The sequence below is a fragment of the Pseudomonas triticicola genome (assembly GCF_019145375.1).
Lineage (GTDB): Bacteria > Pseudomonadota > Gammaproteobacteria > Pseudomonadales > Pseudomonadaceae > Aquipseudomonas > Aquipseudomonas triticicola.
Window position 1 is genome coordinate 1,960,981 of record NZ_JAHSTX010000001.1, and the last position, 18,010, is coordinate 1,978,990.

The window sequence follows — 18,010 nt, forward strand, 5'->3', positions numbered from 1 at the left end:
CTCTAAGTATTCAGTGGCGTCTGCGGCGTGTCCGGGTTGAGCTGGCGGCGGCGGAACTGGCCCGGTGGCTGGCCATGAATCTGGCGAAACCGCCGGGAGAAATAGGCCTCATCGGCGAACCCGCACAACCGCGCCACCTCGCCCACCGAGCGCGTACTGTTGAGCAGGAAGTTGCGCGCCGCGTGCATGCGCCGCTCCAGCACCAGCTCGGTGAAGGTCTTGCCGATCTCTTTGCGCAGCCAGTGCGTCAGGTAGGTCGGTGACAGATAGGTCGCAGCGGCGACTTTGATCAGGTTGAGATCAGGATCGGCGATGTTCTTCCGCAAATACTCGAACATGCGGCTCAAGGCGTCGCGACGACTGTTCTCGGCGGCATTCTCTTCCGCCAGACGCTTGAGCGGCTCGGCGTAGAGAAAACACACGCTACCGATCATCTGCAGCAACAAGCCCTTGAGCATTTCCCGCGTGCCGAACTGACGGTTCTCATCGAGTGCGCGCATCTGTTCGATCAGGCCGCAGACCTGAGCGAAATCCTCATCGTTCAAAATGAAATCCAGATGTTCCTGAAAGCGGAACGGCGACAGCTCAGGCGCGAGCAGGATCGACACCTCTTCCAGATCCATCGGGTCGCATTGCAGATGCGGCAAGAGAAACGTCTGGGAAAAATTGATGACGATGAAATTGCTGTCTGCGGGATGCGGAATCACGTGCACGCGGTGCGGCAGGATGAACGCCAGAGTGTTGCGCGGGAATGGCCGCTGCACGCTGCCGATGTGCTGCACGGTGTCGCCACCGAGGTTGATCTGGATCTGGAAGTACTCGTGCCGGTGAGGCGCGGTTTCGGCGCGCCGCCCCTTTTTGTCGCGAATGTAGAAATCGGTCAATTCGCTGCGTTGCTGCATGACGTAGGTCGGGATACGGCTGGGTGAAGACATGGGCAGAAGGTCCTCCGGGCAGTGAGGTAGCGCCTGTCATCTTGCAGGGTTGGGCGGTGGCCGGCAATGAGTCATACGATGACGTTGGCTTTTTTGAAAGAAGCCTCGCCATGTGCCTGTCCAAAAACCGCATTATTATAAAAATACAATTAGTCGTTATTTTTCATACGCTTGGGATTTGAATCTGATCTTTATTCTCAAGACAAATCGTATTTATCTTTTTGGACACGTTCGCCAAACCCACTTTTTTCAAGAAAAAACGTTCTAACCCATCGGTTGATTTAGAACCGTTGTACGACCACTGTAATGACCAACGCAGCCCAACCTCTTTCAAAAACAATCAAAGGTGCGCACGTCATGATCCTGCTATTTCCCCTCGCCGCCCCGCCCGATCTCCCCTGGAAATCAATCGCACAAAGACTTTCCTGAACGTCTGAACGCCGCGCTGCAACCCGTTCGCTTGCCTTGCCCCACACGTTGCGGGCAACGGCATCGGCTGCTCGAAAAATCTCGACTCTTCTAACAATAACGAGGTCTCCGCATGTCCAACTCCCATTCTTCCAGTGCCACGGTGCCGCCGGTGATTGCCGGTGCACGCGATGCCGTTTCGGCGCAGCGTCTGCCTACCCGGCGGCGCTGGTTCATGCTGTCGTTGCTGCTGATCGCGACGATCATCAATTACATCGACCGGGTGAACATCTCGATCGCCGCGCCGTTCATGGCCAAGGACCTGGGCCTGGACAAGATCGAGATGGGCCTGATCTTTTCCGCGTTCGCCTGGACCTATGCCTTGGCGCTGGTGCCGGCCGGGTTCATCGCTGACCGGTTTGGCTCGCGCTTCACCTACGGCGTTTCGCTGATCAGTTGGTCGACCGTCACCGTTTGCCAGGGTTTCGCCACGGGGTTTGCCTCGCTGTTCGGCCTGCGCCTGGCGGTCGGCGCCATGGAAGCCCCGGCTTTTCCGGCCAACAGCCGCGCGGTGACGGTGTGGTTCCCGGCGCGGGAACGCGGGATGGCCAGCAGCATTTACGTGTGCGGCCAGTACCTCGGCACGGCGCTGTTCACCGGCGCGCTGCTGTGGCTGGCGACCACCTTTGACTGGCGCCACGTGTTCTACAGCACCGGCGCACTCGGCATCGTCTTCGGTGTGCTGTGGCTGTACCTGTATCGCGATCCGCTGAACTGCAAGAAGGTCAGCCAGGAAGAATTGAAGTACATCGAAACCGGCGGCGGTCTGGTCAAGAGCAGCCAGGAGCGCACCCGCTTCAACTGGCGGCAGATTGCCGAGCTGTTCAGCTATCGGCAGATCTGGGCGATCTGCATCGGCAAGTTCGCCAGCACCTCGGCGCTGTACTTCTTCCTCACCTGGTTCCCGACCTACCTGATCGAAGAACGCAAACTGACCATGATCAAGGCCGGGATCTTCGCCGTGCTGCCCTTCGTCGGTGCGACCGTGGGAATCCTGCTGGCCGGCATCGTTTCCGACTTGCTTATCCGTCGCGGCTATTCGATGTCGTTTGCGCGCAAGTTGCCGCTGGTGGTCGGTTCGATGCTGGGCATGTCGATCGTGCTGGTGAATTTCACCGATTCCAACCTGATCTGCATCGCCGTGTTGACCATCGCGTTCTTCGCCCAAGGCATCGCGTCCTCGTCGTGGGCGGCGGTATCGGAAGTGGCGCCAAAAGAGCTGATCGGCCTCACCGGCGGCATTACCAGCCTGGCGGCGAACATCGGCGGCATCGTCACGCCGATCGTGATCGGCGCCATCGTCCACGCCACCGGCACCTTCGCCTATGCCTTCTGGTTTATCGGCGGCGTGGCTCTGATCGGCACCCTCTCCTATTCGTTACTGCTCGGACGCCTGTATCGCATCGAGCTGAAGGTGCGCTGAGGCGAAATACCCGGATTTGTCCAAACGCAGGCGGCTTTCGTCCAACTTCGCCGACGCCAGCCGCCGTACGCTGCCCTTTCAAACAGGATGACCCGCAGGATGAACATGACTGAATACGTCTTTACCCCGGATCTGCCGGTGACCTTGCCGGTCCTCGGCACCGAGCAGCGCTTCCCGGTCGGCCGGGTGTTCTGTGTCGGCCGCAACTACCCGTGGCCGGACACTCAAGGCCAGTCGCGCCAGCCGCCAGTGTTTTTCATGAAACCGGCAAGCTGCGTGGTCGATGCCGTCGGCGACGTCGCCTTCCCCTCAGTGTGCGAGGACTTCGTTCACGAAATCGAACTGGTCGTCGCCATCGGTGAAGGCGGCGCCAATATCCCCGAGGATCAAGCGCTCGCCTACGTCTGGGGCTACGCCGCCGGCCTCGACCTGACTCGCCGCGATGTGCAACGCGCAGCCAAGAGCAACGGCCTGCCGTGGGAAGGCGCCAAGGTGTTCGACGGCGCCGCGCCGATGACTGCCGTCGTCCCGGTGAGCCGCAGCGGCCATCCCGAGGGCGAGTTGTGGCTGAACGTCAACGGCGAAGAACGCCAGCGCGACAACCTCGACAGCCAGATCTGGTCGGTCAGCGAAGTAATCGCGCGCATCTCGCAATCCGTGGCCCTGCGCGCCGGCGACCTGATCATGACCGGCAGCCCCGCCGGCGTTGACAGTCTGCAACCCGGCGACGTGATCAACGCCGGCATCGACGGCATCGGCGAATTGGAAATGCGCGTCGGCCCACGGCCCTGATTCCAGCGGATTGAGAAAAAGGACAACAACAATATGACGACCCCTTTGAAAGTCGCGCTGGTCACCGGCGCCGGCAGTGGCATCGGCCGCGCCGTGGCGCTGGGCCTGATGGCCGACGGCTTCACCCTCGTGCTCGCCGGTCGCCGGCCCGAGCCCTTGCAAGCGCTGGCCGAACTGGCGCAGAGCCAGGGTCACCAAGCACTGGCGGTACCCACCGACGTGCGTGATCCGGCCAGTGTCGACGTGCTGTTCGCGACCATTGCCGAGGTCTACGGGCGCCTCGATGTGGTCTTCAACAACGCCGGCGTCAACGCCCCCGCCGTGCCGCTGGATGAACTGACCTTTGAGCAGTGGCGCAATGTGATCGACACCAACCTCAACGGTGTCTTTCTCTGCGCTCGCGGCGCGTTCGGGCTGATGCGCAGACAACAGCCGCAGGGCGGACGAATCATCAACAACGGCTCGATTTCCGCACACACACCGCGCCCGTTCAGCAGCGCCTACACCGCGAGCAAACACGCCGTGCTCGGCCTGACCAAATCCCTGGCGCTGGACGGCCGCGAATTCAACATCGCCTGCAGCCAGATCGACATCGGCAATGCCCTCACGGAAATGTCGGTGCGCATGACCAAAGGCGTACGCCAGGCCAACGGCAGCATCGCCGTCGAGCCGATGGTCGACGTCAAACACGTCGCCGATGCGGTGCGCTACATCGCCGGCCTGCCGCTGTCGGCCAACGTCCTGAACATGACCGTCATGGCCAGCGCCATGCCGTTTGCCGGCCGCGGTTGAGCCGGCCTTTTTATTGCGTAACGAGGTAGCCATGAAGCCAGAAATCCTGCAACTGAGCCCGATCCTGATCCCGCAAATCAACGCGCGTCTGGACCAACTGTTCACCGTACGCCGCTACTACCAGCAAGCGGACAAACCCGCCTACATAAACCAACACGGCGCCAGCATTCGCGGCGTCATCACTGGCGGCCACACCGGCATCAGCCAGGCGCTGATGGCGCAACTGCCGAACCTGGAAGTCGTCGCGGTCAACGGCGTCGGCACCGACGCCGTTGACCTGGCCTACGCCCGCGACCGCGGCATCCGCGTCACCGCCACCATCGGCGCCCTCACCGAAGACGTTGCCGACCTCGCCATCGGCCTGCTCATCTCGGTCTGTCGCGGCCTGTGCACCAGCGACCGCTACGTGCGCTCAGGCCAATGGCCACAAAGCCCGACCCCACTCGCCCCGCTGCCCTTGGCCCGACAAGTCTCCGGCATGCGCATCGGCATCGTCGGCATGGGCCGCGTCGGCCGCGCCATCGCCACCCGCGCCGCCGCCTTCGGCTGCCCGATCAGCTACACCGACCTGCAACCGATGAGCGACGTCCCCCACACCTTCGTCGCCGACCTCAAACAACTGGCCCGCGACAGCGACGCCCTGATCCTCGCCGCCGCGGCGGACAAGGGCGAAGCGATCATTGACGCGCAAGTGCTGCAAGCGCTGGGCAAGGACGGTTATCTGATCAACGTCGCCCGGGGCAAACTGGTGAATGAGACGGATCTGGTTGCCGCGCTTTCGGCTGGGGAAATCGCCGGGGCTGGGCTGGATGTGTTTGTCGATGAACCGAATGTGCCTGAAGCGTTGTTTGGTAATGAACAAGTGGTGCTGCAACCGCATCGGGCCAGCGCCACCTTGCAGACTCGCACGCGGATGGGGGAAATGGTGGTGGCGAGTCTGGTTGATACGTTTGCGGGGAAAGTGCCGGTTGGGTGTGTGACGGGGTGAATGGTTGTTTGGGATAGGCTGCAGATTGCGTTGAGTCAGTGAAATCCAGCCCCCTCACCCCAGCCCTCTCCCCCCAGGGGGCGAGGGGGAAAGGGAGCAGATCTTCGTTGAATCCAAGAACGAGCTCGACGCAGAGTCTCAGGTCGGCGCATCTTCAACAAACACCTAGACCAAGTCCCCTCTCCCTCTGGGAGAGGGTTAGGGTGAGGGCCGTCCCTGGAGAAACCGGATCGCAAGACAAAAGAACACTCCCCAATCATCGTGTTGCCTGATACACAGCCTTCGCGAGCAGGCTCGCTTCCACAGAAAAGCAAAAGCAAAAGCAAAAGATCGCAGCCTTCGGCAGCTCCTACACACGATGAGCGTTAGCTCGAGTAAAGCTTTTGATCCTGGAGCCCGTCGGCAGGCTGAGCGGAGGGATTGATCCGGGGGTGGGAGCGCAGCGAACGTCTGGCGCAGCCAGACACAGCGGAAGGAGGTGCAGCGGAGCAAACCGGAGCCGCTGCGCCCGGATCGATCCCGGAGCGAAGGAACCCCGAGCCCCAGCGAGCGGGCCGAACGTCAGGGCGCAGCCTTTTGGTTACTTTTTGGCGTTTGAAAAAGTGACCCGCTGTAAGAGCGGAACCGTAATCAGCCACACCCGCAGAAACGGATATACACCCAAACCCGAAGAGCATGGTCGGCCCAAAGGCCGCCAAGTCCAAAAAAAAACCCCACAACCGAAAACCAGTGTGGGGCAAAAAAAATGGTTGGTTGCGGCCAACCAAAGGAGCTCTGTCAAAACCATTCAAGCGCTCAGATCAAATACACTCCTGAGCCGCCCGCTCAAAACTCGAAGGCAACAAATTCGACGCCAGCAAATGCCGTTCATAAATGAACACCTTGCCGCCCTTCCCCGCCTTGTACGCCTCCAGCACGTTATCCGCCGACACCTTGCTCGGCACCACAATCCGATAACTGCGCTGACTCTGCGAAACCGTCGGATTCAACGCACTGCCCTGCAACTTCGGCACCACGCACTCGGCGTACTGCGCCGGCGTCTTGCTGGTCTGCAAGGTCAGGGTCGGATCGTTCGGCGCCGAAGCGCAACCGGCGAGCAACAGGGAAACAAAAGCCATGGCTGGCACGAATAAAGGACGCATCTGGGTAAATCCTGAAAATAAAGGTTCGGTTCAACCGGCAACGGTTAGACTTCACGGCGCCGCCGTTGCCATTTACGTTTTAAGAATCAGCTCGACGCCACCAGGGCCTTGAGCGACACATCGAACTGCTTCAGCGCATTGAGTTGCAGGTCACGCTGCTGATTGATCTGCGCGGCGATCTGCGGCGCCGCCTGGTTGTGCACCCACACCGAAGGCAACTCTTGCTCGATCGCCCCCTCGGCCTTGCCGATGTACTGCAGATCGGCGTCGTAGAACCGTGCAGAGAAGCGCGCCTCGACCAAACTGTTACGCTGAGTCAGCAAGCGGTTGAAGGTGTCGAGCTTGACCACCACGTCCGGATGGGCCTGAACCAGCGCATCGAGGTTGTCGTAGACGGTCACCGAGACGAACTGCTGTTGCAGCGAACTCACCAGCCAGTCGAGGGCCAGTTCCGGGTCGGAGCTGCCGACAAAGGCGTCGCGGATTCGCGAGTCCAGTGCGTCTTTCGCGCCGTTCAGCGCCATGTCGTGGTAACGCTCCAGATACTGCAGGTTCTGCAACGTGTTCTCGCTCAACAACACACCCACGGTCTGCGTGTGCTGCAACGCCGAGGCGCTGGCGGCGATGGGTTGCAGGTGACACGACCGGGCGTCGTCTGCGTAAGCCGGTGCAGTAACCACCCCGCCCATCAGCAGGGCGATCATTGCCAGTCGAGTCAGAATGTTCATCGCGCAATTTCCTTGAGCTGCGTCTTCGATGGAGGCGATTTTCCGCCGATCGCCGGCAAAGCAGAACTTGCGTTTCTTGATGGTCACTATTACTTCCAGCAATAGTTGCGCGTCGCGCAGACTGATGCACACTGAGCACATTCAAGAAAAATGATGAGGGTCTCGCCTTGAGAACGTTTGATCTGATCCGTGACGCCGTGCTGCCCGAATATCGCGATCGCGTAGCCGAATACCTGATGCAGTACGAAAGCGTCCTGCTGGACAAAAACACCCGCGATGCGCAATTGATCCGCGACACTGCCCAGCAACTGCGCGGTTATCTGCGCGGGCTAAACACCACGCGGGTGCTGGGCATGGCCTATTGGGAAGAGCTCGATCGCCGCGTGGTAGACACCTGGCTAAGCCCGCAAGAGTGACCGCTGGAGCGCCGGTGGTCCGCCCGGCAACGCGCCCCCTGCGAAAAACCTGACCAAACGCTTACAATCGCAGGCCTATTGCCATACAGACAGGCCTGCCCGGAAATGCCGCTCGACCCGCCAACGATGCTGACCATCACGATCGCCCTCGCAGCCGCTGCCGCGCTGTACCTGGCAGTCGAGTGGCGCAGCATCCGTGAGCCTTCGCTACTGTTCTGGAGCGCCGGTTTCGCCACCATCACCATCGGTTCCACCCTCGCGCTGCTGCGCAGCAGCGGTTTTCTGCTGCTCGGCATCTGGTTCGCCAACGGCTTGCTGGTGACCGCGCATTTCTTTTTCCTGCTCGGCGTGGCGCGCTTCACCCAGACCCGACTGTCGCCGGCGTGGTACCTGATTTTCGCGACGTGGCTGATCATGTTGATGTTGCCGGACGGCCCGCTGTGGTCCAAGGCCATGCTGGTGGCCAACTCGCTGCTGGTGGCGATCCCGACACTCAAGGCCAGTTCGCTGCTGCGCCCGCACGGCAAGTCGTTGAGCGTTGGTGCGGTGCAATTGCGCTATGTGCTGCTCGGTCACGGTATCTTTTATGTGGCCAAGGCCCTGACCGTAGTGATCCCCGGCACCCTTATCGATCTGGCGGCGTTTCGTGGCGAGATCATTCAGATCTCGCTGGTCGAAGGCGCGATGGCGATCATGTTGATCGCCCTGTCGATGACCGGCACCGAGCGTTATCGCCGGGAAAAGCAGATCGCCCGCCTCGCCGAGCGCGATCCGCTCACGGCCCTCTACAACCGCCGCGCCCTGGAAAAGCGCACGCCTCGCCTGCTGGCCGGCGTATCCGCGCAAAGGCCGGGTGCATTGTTGTTGATCGATATCGACAACTTCAAACTGGTCAACGACCAGTACGGGCATATCGCCGGTGATCGCTTGCTGATTGCCCTGAGCGAGATGATCCGCGCCCAGCTGCCGCCCCATGCGCTGACGGCGCGGCTGGGTGGCGATGAGTTTCTGATGCTGCTCAACAACGCCTCAGCCGAAGCCATCCTTGAACTGGGCAATGCCTTGCGCGAACAGTTTCTGGCCTTGGCGTCGCACACCTATCCCACGTCCGCTGCGGTGACTTTGAGCATCGGCGCCACCCTGTTCGACAAACCGCCGGCCAGTCTGGCGGCGCTGATCGAACTTGGCGACGCCGCGCTCTACGAGTCCAAACGCGGCGGCCGCAACCGCTTGCGCCTGTCCGGCCTCGCCACTCCAGGATGACCCACGCCATGTCCAGACATGACACCCCGCTGCAAGACCTCGCCGCCCCCGAAGGCGTTTGTTACGGCTGCGGCGGCCGCAATCCGCAAGGCCTGCACGTAAAAAGTCGTTGGGATGAGGACGGCAGCCACGTCATCGCCGAGCATATGCCCGAAGCCCAATACTGCGGCTGGCCGGATCTGGTTTACGGCGGGCTGATCGCCATGCTGGTCGACTGTCACTCCAACTGGACCGCCATGGCCTGGCACTACCGCGCAGAAAACCGCGAAGCCGGCAGCCTGCCGCGCATCGACTGCGTCACCGGTAACCTTGGGATCAAGTTCATCAAGCCAACGCCGATGGGCGTACCGCTGCTCTTGCGCGCACGGGTCGAAGGTGAAGTCGGGCGCAAGACCCGGGTGATTTGCGAAGTGTATGCGGGGGAAGTGCTGACGGCAGTGGGTGATTCGGTGTTTGTGCGGGTGGATACGGGGCAGTTGGCGGATGCAGCGCATGGCCGCGAAAGCCAAAGCCCCTCACCCTAGCCCTAGCCCTCTCCCAAAGGGAGAGGGAACTGACCGAGGTGCTTGGTGCAGATACATCGACCTGGGAAACCGAGTCGAACTCAAATCTTGAAAAGCCCCTCACCCTAGCCCTCTCCCAGAGGCAGAGGGAACTGACCGCGGTGTTTGGTGCAGATACGCCGACCCGGGAAACCGAGTCGAACTCAAATCCTGAAAAGCCCCTCACCCTAGCCCTCTCCCGGAGGGAGAGGGAACTGACCGAGTTGTACATGCGAAGTACGCCGACCCGAGATACCGAGTCGAATGCAGGTTTTGAACACCACACAAATCGGCTCCCTCTCCCTCGGGAGAGGGCTGGGGTGAGGGGCTGCGGGTCAAGCCACGCAGCCACACTCAAGCCGAAAGCGAAACGTTCTGAGCCAGCTCTTCAACGCGACAAAGCCGCCACACCCGCCCGCGCCGCATGCAGCTTTTTATAGCTTTCGATCAAGCGCAAATGCCGGTCCAGCCCTTCCAGCTTCATGCTCGTTGGCGTCAAACCGTAAAAGCGCACACTGCCATTCACCGAACCAATCGCCGCATCCATACGCTCGTCACCAAACATCCGGCGGAAGTTAGCCTCGTAGTCTTCCAGCTCGAGATCCTCGTCCAGCTCCATCTCCAGCACCACATTCACAGCCTGATAGAACAAGCCGCGCTCAACAGTGTTGTCGTTGTATTGCAGGAACGCCTCAACCAGATCCTTCGCCTCGTCAAACTTCTGCAGTGCGAGGTAGATCAGCAGGCGCAGTTCCAGAATCGTCAGCTTGCCCCATGGTGTGTTGTCATCGAACTCGATGCCGATCAGCGTGGTGATATCGGTGTAGTCGTCCTGCTCGCTGCGTTCCAACCCCTGAACGAGGTTGCGCAGGCCAACCTTACTGAGGTTGTGCAGATTGAGGATGTCGGCGCGGAATTGCAGGGCTTTGTTGGTGTTGTCCCAGATCAGGTCTTCGACCGGGTAGATCTCCGAGTAATCCGGCACGAGGATGCGGCAGGCGTTGGCGCCGATGTGCTCGTAGACCGCCATGTAGACTTCCTTGCCCATGTCTTCGAGGATGCCGAACAGGGTCGCGGCTTCTTCGGCGTTGGAGTTTTCGCCTTGGCCCGAGAAGTCCCACTCGACAAATTCGAAGTCTGGCTTGGCACTGAAGAAGCGCCACGACACCACACCGCTGGAATCGATGAAGTGCTCGACGAAGTTGTTCGGTTCGGTCACTGCCTGTCCCGAGAACGTCGGCTGCGGCAAGTCGTTGAGGCCTTCGAAACTGCGGCCCTGGAGCAGTTCGGTCAGGCTGCGTTCCAGCGCGACTTCCAGGCTCGGGTGCGCGCCGAACGAGGCGAAGACGCCGCCAGTGCGCGGGTTCATCAGGGTCACGCACATCACCGGGAATTCACCGCCCAGCGAGGCGTCCTTGACCAGCACCGGGAAGCCCTGCTCTTCCAGGCCCTTGATGCCGGCGAGGATGCTCGGGTATTTCTCCAGTACCTCTTGCGGTACGTCCGGCAGGGCCATTTCGCCTTCGAGAATTTCGCGTTTGACTGCGCGCTCGAAAATTTCCGACAGGCACTGCACCTGCGCTTCGGCCAAGGTGTTGCCAGCGCTCATGCCGTTGCTCAGGTAGAGGTTTTCGATCAGGTTGGACGGGAAGTACACCACTTCACCGTCCGACTGACGCACGAACGGCAGCGAGCAGATGCCGCGCTGGGTGTTGCCGGAGTTGGTGTCGTACAGGTGCGAACCGCGCAGCTCGCCGTCGCGGTTGTAAATGCCGAGGGTGTATTCGTCGAGGATTTCGCTCGGTAACTCGTCTTTCGGCCCCGGCTTGAACCACTGCTCATCCGGGTAATGGACGAATTCTGCATTGGCGATGTCTTCGCCCCAGAACTGATCGTTGTAGAAGAAGTTGCAGTTCAGGCGCTCGATGAACTCGCCCAGTGCCGAAGCCAGCGCGCCTTCCTTGGTCGCGCCCTTGCCGTTGGTGAAGCACATCGGCGAATGCGCATCGCGAATGTGCAGCGACCAGACGTTGGGCACGATGTTGCGCCACGAAGCGATTTCGATCTTCATGCCGAGGTCGGCAAGGATCTTCGACATGTTGGCGATGGTCTGTTCCAGCGGCAGGTCCTTGCCGGCAATGTAAGTGCCCGCCTGGGAATCGGACTGCGGCATCAACAAGGCCTGGGCATCGGCGTCGAGGTTGTCGACTTCTTCGATGATGAACTCGGGGCCGGTCTGCACCACTTTCTTCACGGTGCAGCGGTCGATGGAACGCAGGATGCCCTGGCGATCCTTGTCCGAGATATCGGCGGGCAATTCGACCTGAATCTTGAAGATCTGGTTGTAGCGGTTTTCCGGGTCGACGATGTTGTTCTGCGACAGGCGAATGTTCTCTGTCGGGATGTTGCGCGTGTCGCAGTACAGCTTGACGAAGTAAGCCGCGCACAAGGCCGACGACGCCAGGAAGTAGTCGAACGGCCCCGGTGCCGAGCCATCGCCCTTGTAGCGAATGGGCTGATCGGCGATCACCGTGAAGTCGTCGAACTTGGCTTCAAGTCGAAGGTTGTCGAGAAAGTTGACCTTGATTTCCATGCGGGATTACCAGAATACGGCTAAACGAATGGTGGCCATTATCCGGTTTTTGTGCGGGAAGTCTCGCCCTTTCGGGATTCGCCGCTGGCCGGCGGTTCTGGAAATTCCAACGGATTCGCTACACTTTGAAAAAATCCAGGCGATACCAATAACAACAATCTGAACATTGTGCGCTCGCCATTGTTCTAGATTCAGAAGACACCGGATCAAGGACGAGCACATGGCCGTTACTCTCCCTGCGCAGCCAATCCCCACCCCGCAACGCGCCGTGACCCGGCGCCTGGCCATCGCCGTTGGCGCACTGTTCATTGCGGGTGTCATCGCCGCGATCAGCACCTTGCTTGGCATTGCCAATACCCTTGACGCGAAGGATCTGGAACAGAACCAGTTCTATTCCGTGCGCGCCGTGGAAAACCGCATCACCGCGTCGAAAAGCTACATCACCAGTTATGCCTACTGGACCCGCGCCTATGAGGCCTTGAGCGGGCCGATCGACGTCAACTGGGCCTACACCGAACAGAACATGGGCAAGACACTGTTCACCAGCGACGGCTACGACGGCGTGTTCGTCCTTGATCGCAATCGCACCAAGTACGCGGTGATTCGCGGGCAGATGGTCGAAACCGACGTGGCCACGGTGCTGCAAGCGCCCGCCTCGGCGCTGGTCGAGCAAGTGCTGAGCCAGCCTGATCTGACCAAGCCGATCAGCAGTTATTCATTGTTCGAAGGCTGGCCGGCGTTGATCACCGCTGCCGCGATCATTCCCAACGACGAGCGCCCGCTGGATGAACTGAGAAACACCTCGGTGCTGGTGTTCGTCGACAAGCTGACCCCGACCAAACTGCGCAAGATCGGCAGCGGTTATGGCCTGACGAACCTGACCCTGGCCCCGGATGACACCATTGAAAAAGGCCATCCAAGCGTGCCGCTCGACAGCACCGGCTACAGCCTGGTCGCCGACCTGCAACGGCCCGGTCAGCAATTGTTGTGGACGCTGGTGCCGCCGCTCGGCGCGACGTTTCTGGTGCTGATGCTGCTGACGGCATACTTTTTCCGCCACGCCCTGCGCTCTTCGCAATACGTCGACAACAGTATCCATGCGATGCAGGCGTCGAATCAGGCCCTTGAAGCCGCCAATCATGCGCTAGAAGCCAGTGAAGAACGCTTTCGCGCCGTGGCCGAAGCGGCTTCGGACTGGATCTGGGAAGTTGATGATCAGTTGGCGCTGACCTATCTGTCGGCGCGCTTCAGCGAAGTCACCGGCTACCCGCAAGCCCTGTGGCTGGGCCAGGACATCGGCGAATTACTGACTTGCGACACCACGCCACTGGAGCTGTGGCTGCGCAAACTCAGCGAAGAAAACAGCGCCGGCGATTTGCGCTGCACTTATCGCGATCACTCCGGGCAGCCACGCCACTGCCGGCTCTCGGCGCGGCCGATTTTCGACAAGGACAGCGTCGTCGGCTATCGCGGTACTGCCAGCGATATCACCGACGAAGTCGCCGCCCATGCGCAGATCCAGCACCTGTCGATGCATGACGCCCTGACCGGTCTGCCCAACCGCAACAAACTGGCGCGTTATCTGGATGAAGTGCTGATATTGAAAGAACACTCGCCACCGCTGTCGCTGCTGATGATCGATCTGGACAACTTCAAACCGATCAACGATTCCCTCGGCCATCCTGCCGGTGACGCGGTTCTCCAGGAAGTCGCCACGCGTCTGCGCGAATGCACCCGCGAGCACGACCTCGTCGCCCGCCTCGGTGGTGATGAATTCGTCGTGGTGCTCAATGGCATGGACAGCCATAACGAGATCGACAAATTCTGCACACGGCTGATCGGCAGCCTGCATCAGCCGATCCTCTACGAACATCATCCGCTGCATATCGGCGCCAGTGTCGGCATCGCCCTGAGTCGCCGGCACGGTTTCGTCGCCAGCGATCTGATCCGCTATGCCGACATCGCGCTGTATCAGGCCAAATCCGACGGCAAGAACACCTGGTGCTATTTCGAAGCGCACATGAGCGACCAGATCCAGACGCGCCGGCAAATGGAAGATGACCTGCGCCATGCGCTCAAACACAACGAATTCGTCTTGCACTATCAGCCGCGCTACAAGGTCGATGGCAAGCACATCGTCTCGGTGGAGGCGCTGGTGCGCTGGCAGCATCCGACCCAGGGCTTGCTCGGGCCGGACGTGTTCATTCCGCTGGCCGAGCAGACCGACCTGATCGTACCCCTGGGCCGCTGGGTGTTGCGCGAAGCCTGCGAGACTGCGCTGGAATGGCCCCATGACATTCTGCTGTCGGTCAACCTCTCGCCTGCGCAGTTCGCCCTCAGCGATGTCGTCGAGGATGTTCGCGAAGTGCTGGTGGCTACGCGTTTCCCCGCAAGCCGTCTGGAGCTGGAGATCACTGAAAACGTGATGCTCAACGACACCGATGGCGCGCTGACCACCATGAACCAGCTCAAGGAGCTCGGCGTACGCCTGAACATGGACGACTTCGGCACCGGTTATTCGTCGCTCGGTTATCTGCGCGCTTATCCGTTCGACGGGATCAAGATCGACAAACGCTTTATCGCCTCGATCAGCAGCGGCACCAACGACCGTGCCGTGGTGCAGGCGATCATTGGCTTGGGCAAGGCCATGGGGCTGACGGTGACCGCCGAAGGCGTCGAGACCGAGGAGCAACTGGCAATTCTCGGTAAAGATCAATGCAACGAGGTGCAGGGTTATTTCATGAGTCGGCCGATCGACAAGGCGGCTTTTGCTGATCTGCTACGCGCTTCGCGACTGTCGCTGGTGAGCAAAAAAGGTCGGGTGACGTGAATCTCAACCATCGCTGGCAACGCGCACTTTGCCGCTGAACACGCGGAAACCGAAGGTGTTGTAGGCCAGCGTGATGGGGATCAGCACGGCGAATCCGACCAGCATGAAGATCTGGCTGGTCGGGCTTGAGGCTGCTTCGCTCAAGGTCAGATCCGGCGGAATGATGAAAGGAAATAGCGCGACCAGCATCACCGCAAAAGCCAAGACGAAAATGCCCAGTGCGGCGAACAGCGGGATGAAGTCGAAGCGGCTGTGAAAGCCTTTGCTGAATACCCATCCTAGAGCACCAAGGATGAGCCCTGCCGGCAACCACAGCCGAATATCGGCAAGCCGCCGGGCGTATTGCGGCTGCAACGTCGCCGTCCATGCGATCAGCACCAGCAATAACGCCACAACGACCAGCGACAGCACGCGGGCCTCGCGCGCCGAGTGCTGCTGCAGTTCATCACGGGTGCGCCAGTACAACCAGCACGTCCCCAGCCAGACGTAACCGAGCACCAGCACAAAACCACAGGACACCGGGAACGGATTCAGCCAGTCGCGGCCATCGCCGTGGTACTGACCGCCCTGATGCGCAACGCCCTGCACCAACGTGCCAAGCACCATGCCTTGAACCAATCCGCTCACCAGCGACGCAACTGACAACACGCCGTCGACCATGCGCTTGCCCTGTCCGTTTGGCGCATAGTCCCGAAACTCCAAGGCCATGGCGCGCGCAATCAATGCCAAAAACATCACGATAAAAGGAACGTACAGCGCCGGCAGCAGAATCGCGTATGCCAGCGGAAACAACGCAAGCAAACCACCACCGCCGAGCACCAGCCAGGTTTCGTTGGCGTCCCACACCGGCAGAATCGTCACCGCCATGGTCCGGCGCTGCTGGCTGCAGGAAGTCAGCCCCATAAGCATGCCGACGCCCAGATCGGTGCCGTCGAGCACCACGTAGTTCATCACCGAGAACGCCAGCGCGGCGGCGCACAACAGAGTCAGCCAGTCCGTGTCCATGTCTGCGCCTCCTCAGTGCCCGGTTTCGTCGGCCAGGGTTGGCTGCGGCCCCGGTTGATCCTGCTGCGGCGGTTCGCGCAACAGACGCAGCAATACCCAAAGGCCAATGGCGAAAATCAGCAGATAGAACAGCAGAATCAGCCACGTCGACCCGACCACTTGAGCCCTGGACACTGATGACAGACTGTCCGCCGTGCGCATCAATCCGTAAACCGTAAACGGCTGTCGCCCCACTTCGGTGACGACCCAGCCGCTGAGCATCGCCAGGAACCCGGCCGGCGCCAGCAGCACGCACGCGCCCAGCCAGCGACGCGCCGTGTACAGGCGATTACGTCGGCGCAGGATCAGGCTGACCACACCCTGCCCAAGCATCAACAGCCCCAGCCCGACCATCAGTCGGAACGCGAAAAACACCGGCGGCACGGGCGGGATGTCCTCAGGCGGGAACTCATCAAGCGCGGCGATGGTGCTGGTCAGGTCATGCTGCAGGTACAGGGAACCAATGCGCGGAATCGCCACTTCCCAGTGGTTGCGGCGCTCTTGCATATCCGGCCATGCGAACAGCCGCAGTGGCTCCCCCGCGCCTTCTGGCGGGCGCGTCCATGAGCCTTCGATGGCCGCCACTTTCTGCGGCTGGGCGTGCAAACTGTGCCGGCCATGCAGATCGCCGACAACAATCTGCACCGGCATCAGCAGCGCAATCACCCACAGCGCCATGGAAAATTGCAGGCGAGCGCGCGGGTTTTCCCGGGCCTGGCGCAATTGCCAGGCGCTGATCCCGGCAATCAGCGTCGCGCTGCCGATGAACACGGCGAGCAACATATGCGCCAAGCGATAGGGAAACGAGGGATTGAAGATGATCGCCCACCAATCCTCGGCGAGGAAACGCCCGTCGGCGCCAATCGAATAGCCGGCGGGGGTCTGCATCCACGAGTTGGCAGAAAGAATCCAGAACGCGCTGATCAGCGAGCCCACCGCCACCGCGCAAGTGGCGAAAAAATGCAGGCGCGGACCGACCTTTTTCAGACCGAAGAGCATGATGCCGAGAAAACCCGCTTCGATGAAAAACGCTGCCATCACCTCATAGAACATCAACGGGCCGAGGACATCACCGGCCTGCACCGACAGCCGCGACCAGTTCAGGCCGAACTGATACTCCAGAATCAACCCCGACGCCGTGCCCACCGCGACATTGAGAGCAAACACCTTGAGCCAGTAGCGATAGACATCCAGATAAACCTGACGCCCGGTCCTCAACCACGACGCTTCCAGCACCATGAGGAAATGCGCCAGACCGATGCTGAACGCCGCCAGCACGATGTGAAAGCTGATCGTGATCGCGAACTGGGCGCGGGCCGCCATCAGGGCGGAATCAACAGGCTCCATCCATCAGCCGCTGTAGAACACAGCAAGCTTGTTGCCTTCGGGATCGCGCAGATAGGCCACGTAAAAGTCCGGCGTATAGGCCTCGCGAGTGCCAGGCGCGCCTTCGTCGCTACCGCCATGGTCGAGCCCGGCCTTGTGCACCTGATCAACCTTGTGCCGCGAGTCGGCGCGGAACGCCGGCATCATGCCGTTGCCCGGAGTTGCCGGCTGGTCATTGAAAGGCTTTGAAATGTGCACACTGCCGGGGCCGTTGGACTTGTCGGCGCAATCGGGCAGGTAAAAACAATAGTGTTCCTCGCGATCATGCCGGTAGCCAAGCGGTGTCAGGATCGCCTTGTAGAAAACCGCCGAACGCTCGACATCGTTGGCGCCGATAAACAGATAACTGAGCATGGGATGTCCTCCGATGGCAGCTGTCAGCGCTGTGGCTGTTCCTCGTTCAGGGTGAAAACGTTGCCGGCGTCACGCACCAACTGGCGCCATTCGGCACTGGTGATCAGGCCTTGCTCCTCCATCAGATCTGCAGCTTTGAGCAGTTCGTCGTACTGCTGTTCGGGATCCAGATCGGCCTCGGTCTGCTCCGCCATTTTGCGCCATGCCGCCAGTGATGCCTTTTTTTGCTGATCGAACATACGGGTATCTCCTGAGGACTTACCCGGTAGAAAAATCAGCGCGACAGAGGTTCAGGTCAGACGACGGATGGAGTT

Annotated in this window: 16 protein-coding genes; 8 read left to right on the top strand and 8 right to left on the bottom strand. The window is 60.6% G+C overall.

Translation table 11 applies throughout. The features are described from left to right. Positions 1-2: 2 nt before the first annotated feature. On the bottom strand, positions 3-935 hold the full coding sequence (locus tag KVG85_RS08720) for a helix-turn-helix transcriptional regulator (RefSeq protein ID WP_130887979.1): 933 nt from the start codon (positions 933-935) through the stop codon (positions 3-5). Between the two features lie 541 nt (positions 936-1,476). Here KVG85_RS08720 and KVG85_RS08725 point away from each other — a divergent pair. From KVG85_RS08725 to KVG85_RS08740, 4 genes are all read left to right on the top strand, one after another. Beyond that, positions 1,477-2,826 (top strand): MFS transporter, encoded by a 1,350-nt coding sequence (locus tag KVG85_RS08725; protein ID WP_056785134.1) that lies wholly within the window; start codon positions 1,477-1,479, stop codon positions 2,824-2,826. A 99-nt stretch (positions 2,827-2,925) separates the two neighbouring features. Beyond that, positions 2,926-3,618, top strand: a complete 693-nt coding sequence (locus KVG85_RS08730) for a fumarylacetoacetate hydrolase family protein (protein WP_217863585.1) — start codon at positions 2,926-2,928, stop codon at positions 3,616-3,618. Between the two features lie 33 nt (positions 3,619-3,651). Beyond that, positions 3,652-4,410 (top strand): SDR family oxidoreductase, encoded by a 759-nt coding sequence (locus KVG85_RS08735; RefSeq protein ID WP_217863586.1) that lies wholly within the window; start codon positions 3,652-3,654, stop codon positions 4,408-4,410. Between the two features lie 31 nt (positions 4,411-4,441). Beyond that, the gene (locus KVG85_RS08740) at positions 4,442-5,398 is read left to right on the top strand and encodes a 2-hydroxyacid dehydrogenase (protein ID WP_217863587.1); all 957 of its coding nucleotides are present in this window, start codon (positions 4,442-4,444) and stop codon (positions 5,396-5,398) included. A gap of 800 nt (positions 5,399-6,198) precedes the next feature. On the opposite strand, the gene KVG85_RS08745 is transcribed toward KVG85_RS08740, so the two are convergent. After that, on the bottom strand, positions 6,199-6,540 hold the full coding sequence (locus KVG85_RS08745) for a YajG family lipoprotein (protein WP_217863588.1): 342 nt from the start codon (positions 6,538-6,540) through the stop codon (positions 6,199-6,201). Between the two features lie 86 nt (positions 6,541-6,626). After that, positions 6,627-7,268, bottom strand: a complete 642-nt coding sequence (locus KVG85_RS08750; RefSeq protein WP_051600691.1) for a class II glutamine amidotransferase — start codon at positions 7,266-7,268, stop codon at positions 6,627-6,629. Positions 7,269-7,435: 167 nt separating this feature from the next. Here KVG85_RS08750 and KVG85_RS08755 point away from each other — a divergent pair, with 167 nt between their 5' ends. The 3 genes from KVG85_RS08755 (at position 7,436) to KVG85_RS08765 (ending at position 9,471) form a co-directional block, all read left to right on the top strand. Then, entirely contained in the window at positions 7,436-7,684 is a 249-nt protein-coding gene (locus KVG85_RS08755; protein ID WP_217863589.1) for a hypothetical protein, read from the top strand. A 105-nt stretch (positions 7,685-7,789) separates the two neighbouring features. Next, positions 7,790-8,947 carry a GGDEF domain-containing protein gene (locus tag KVG85_RS08760; RefSeq protein WP_073474876.1) on the top strand — a complete coding sequence of 386 codons (1,158 nt, stop codon included), beginning with the start codon at positions 7,790-7,792 and terminating at the stop codon, positions 8,945-8,947. Positions 8,948-8,955: 8 nt separating this feature from the next. Continuing rightward, positions 8,956-9,471, top strand: a complete 516-nt coding sequence (locus KVG85_RS08765) for a PaaI family thioesterase (protein ID WP_217863590.1) — start codon at positions 8,956-8,958, stop codon at positions 9,469-9,471. Between the two features lie 406 nt (positions 9,472-9,877). On the opposite strand, the gene KVG85_RS08770 is transcribed toward KVG85_RS08765, so the two are convergent. Then, positions 9,878-12,082 (bottom strand): OsmC domain/YcaO domain-containing protein, encoded by a 2,205-nt coding sequence (locus KVG85_RS08770; protein ID WP_217863591.1) that lies wholly within the window; start codon positions 12,080-12,082, stop codon positions 9,878-9,880. A gap of 220 nt (positions 12,083-12,302) precedes the next feature. On the opposite strand from KVG85_RS08770, the gene KVG85_RS08775 reads away from it, so the two are divergent. Beyond that, a complete protein-coding gene (locus KVG85_RS08775; protein ID WP_217863592.1) occupies positions 12,303-14,912 on the top strand; it encodes a bifunctional diguanylate cyclase/phosphodiesterase in 2,610 nt (869 codons plus the stop codon). A gap of 3 nt (positions 14,913-14,915) precedes the next feature. Here the strand turns inward: KVG85_RS08775 and cydB are convergent, their stop codons facing one another. The 4 genes from cydB to KVG85_RS08795 are packed head-to-tail and all read right to left on the bottom strand — an operon-like array spanning position 14,916 to position 17,935. After that, positions 14,916-15,917: a cytochrome d ubiquinol oxidase subunit II gene (gene cydB, locus KVG85_RS08780; RefSeq protein ID WP_217863593.1), complete on the bottom strand. Its 1,002-nt coding sequence runs from the start codon at positions 15,915-15,917 to the stop codon at positions 14,916-14,918. Between the two features lie 12 nt (positions 15,918-15,929). Further along, entirely contained in the window at positions 15,930-17,303 is a 1,374-nt protein-coding gene (locus KVG85_RS08785) for a cytochrome ubiquinol oxidase subunit I (RefSeq protein WP_217863594.1), read from the bottom strand. 3 nt (positions 17,304-17,306) lie between these two features. Continuing rightward, positions 17,307-17,696: a VOC family protein gene (locus tag KVG85_RS08790; protein WP_217863595.1), complete on the bottom strand. Its 390-nt coding sequence runs from the start codon at positions 17,694-17,696 to the stop codon at positions 17,307-17,309. Between the two features lie 23 nt (positions 17,697-17,719). Next, positions 17,720-17,935 (bottom strand): hypothetical protein, encoded by a 216-nt coding sequence (locus tag KVG85_RS08795; protein ID WP_217863596.1) that lies wholly within the window; start codon positions 17,933-17,935, stop codon positions 17,720-17,722. Between the last annotated feature and the right edge of the window lie 75 nt (positions 17,936-18,010).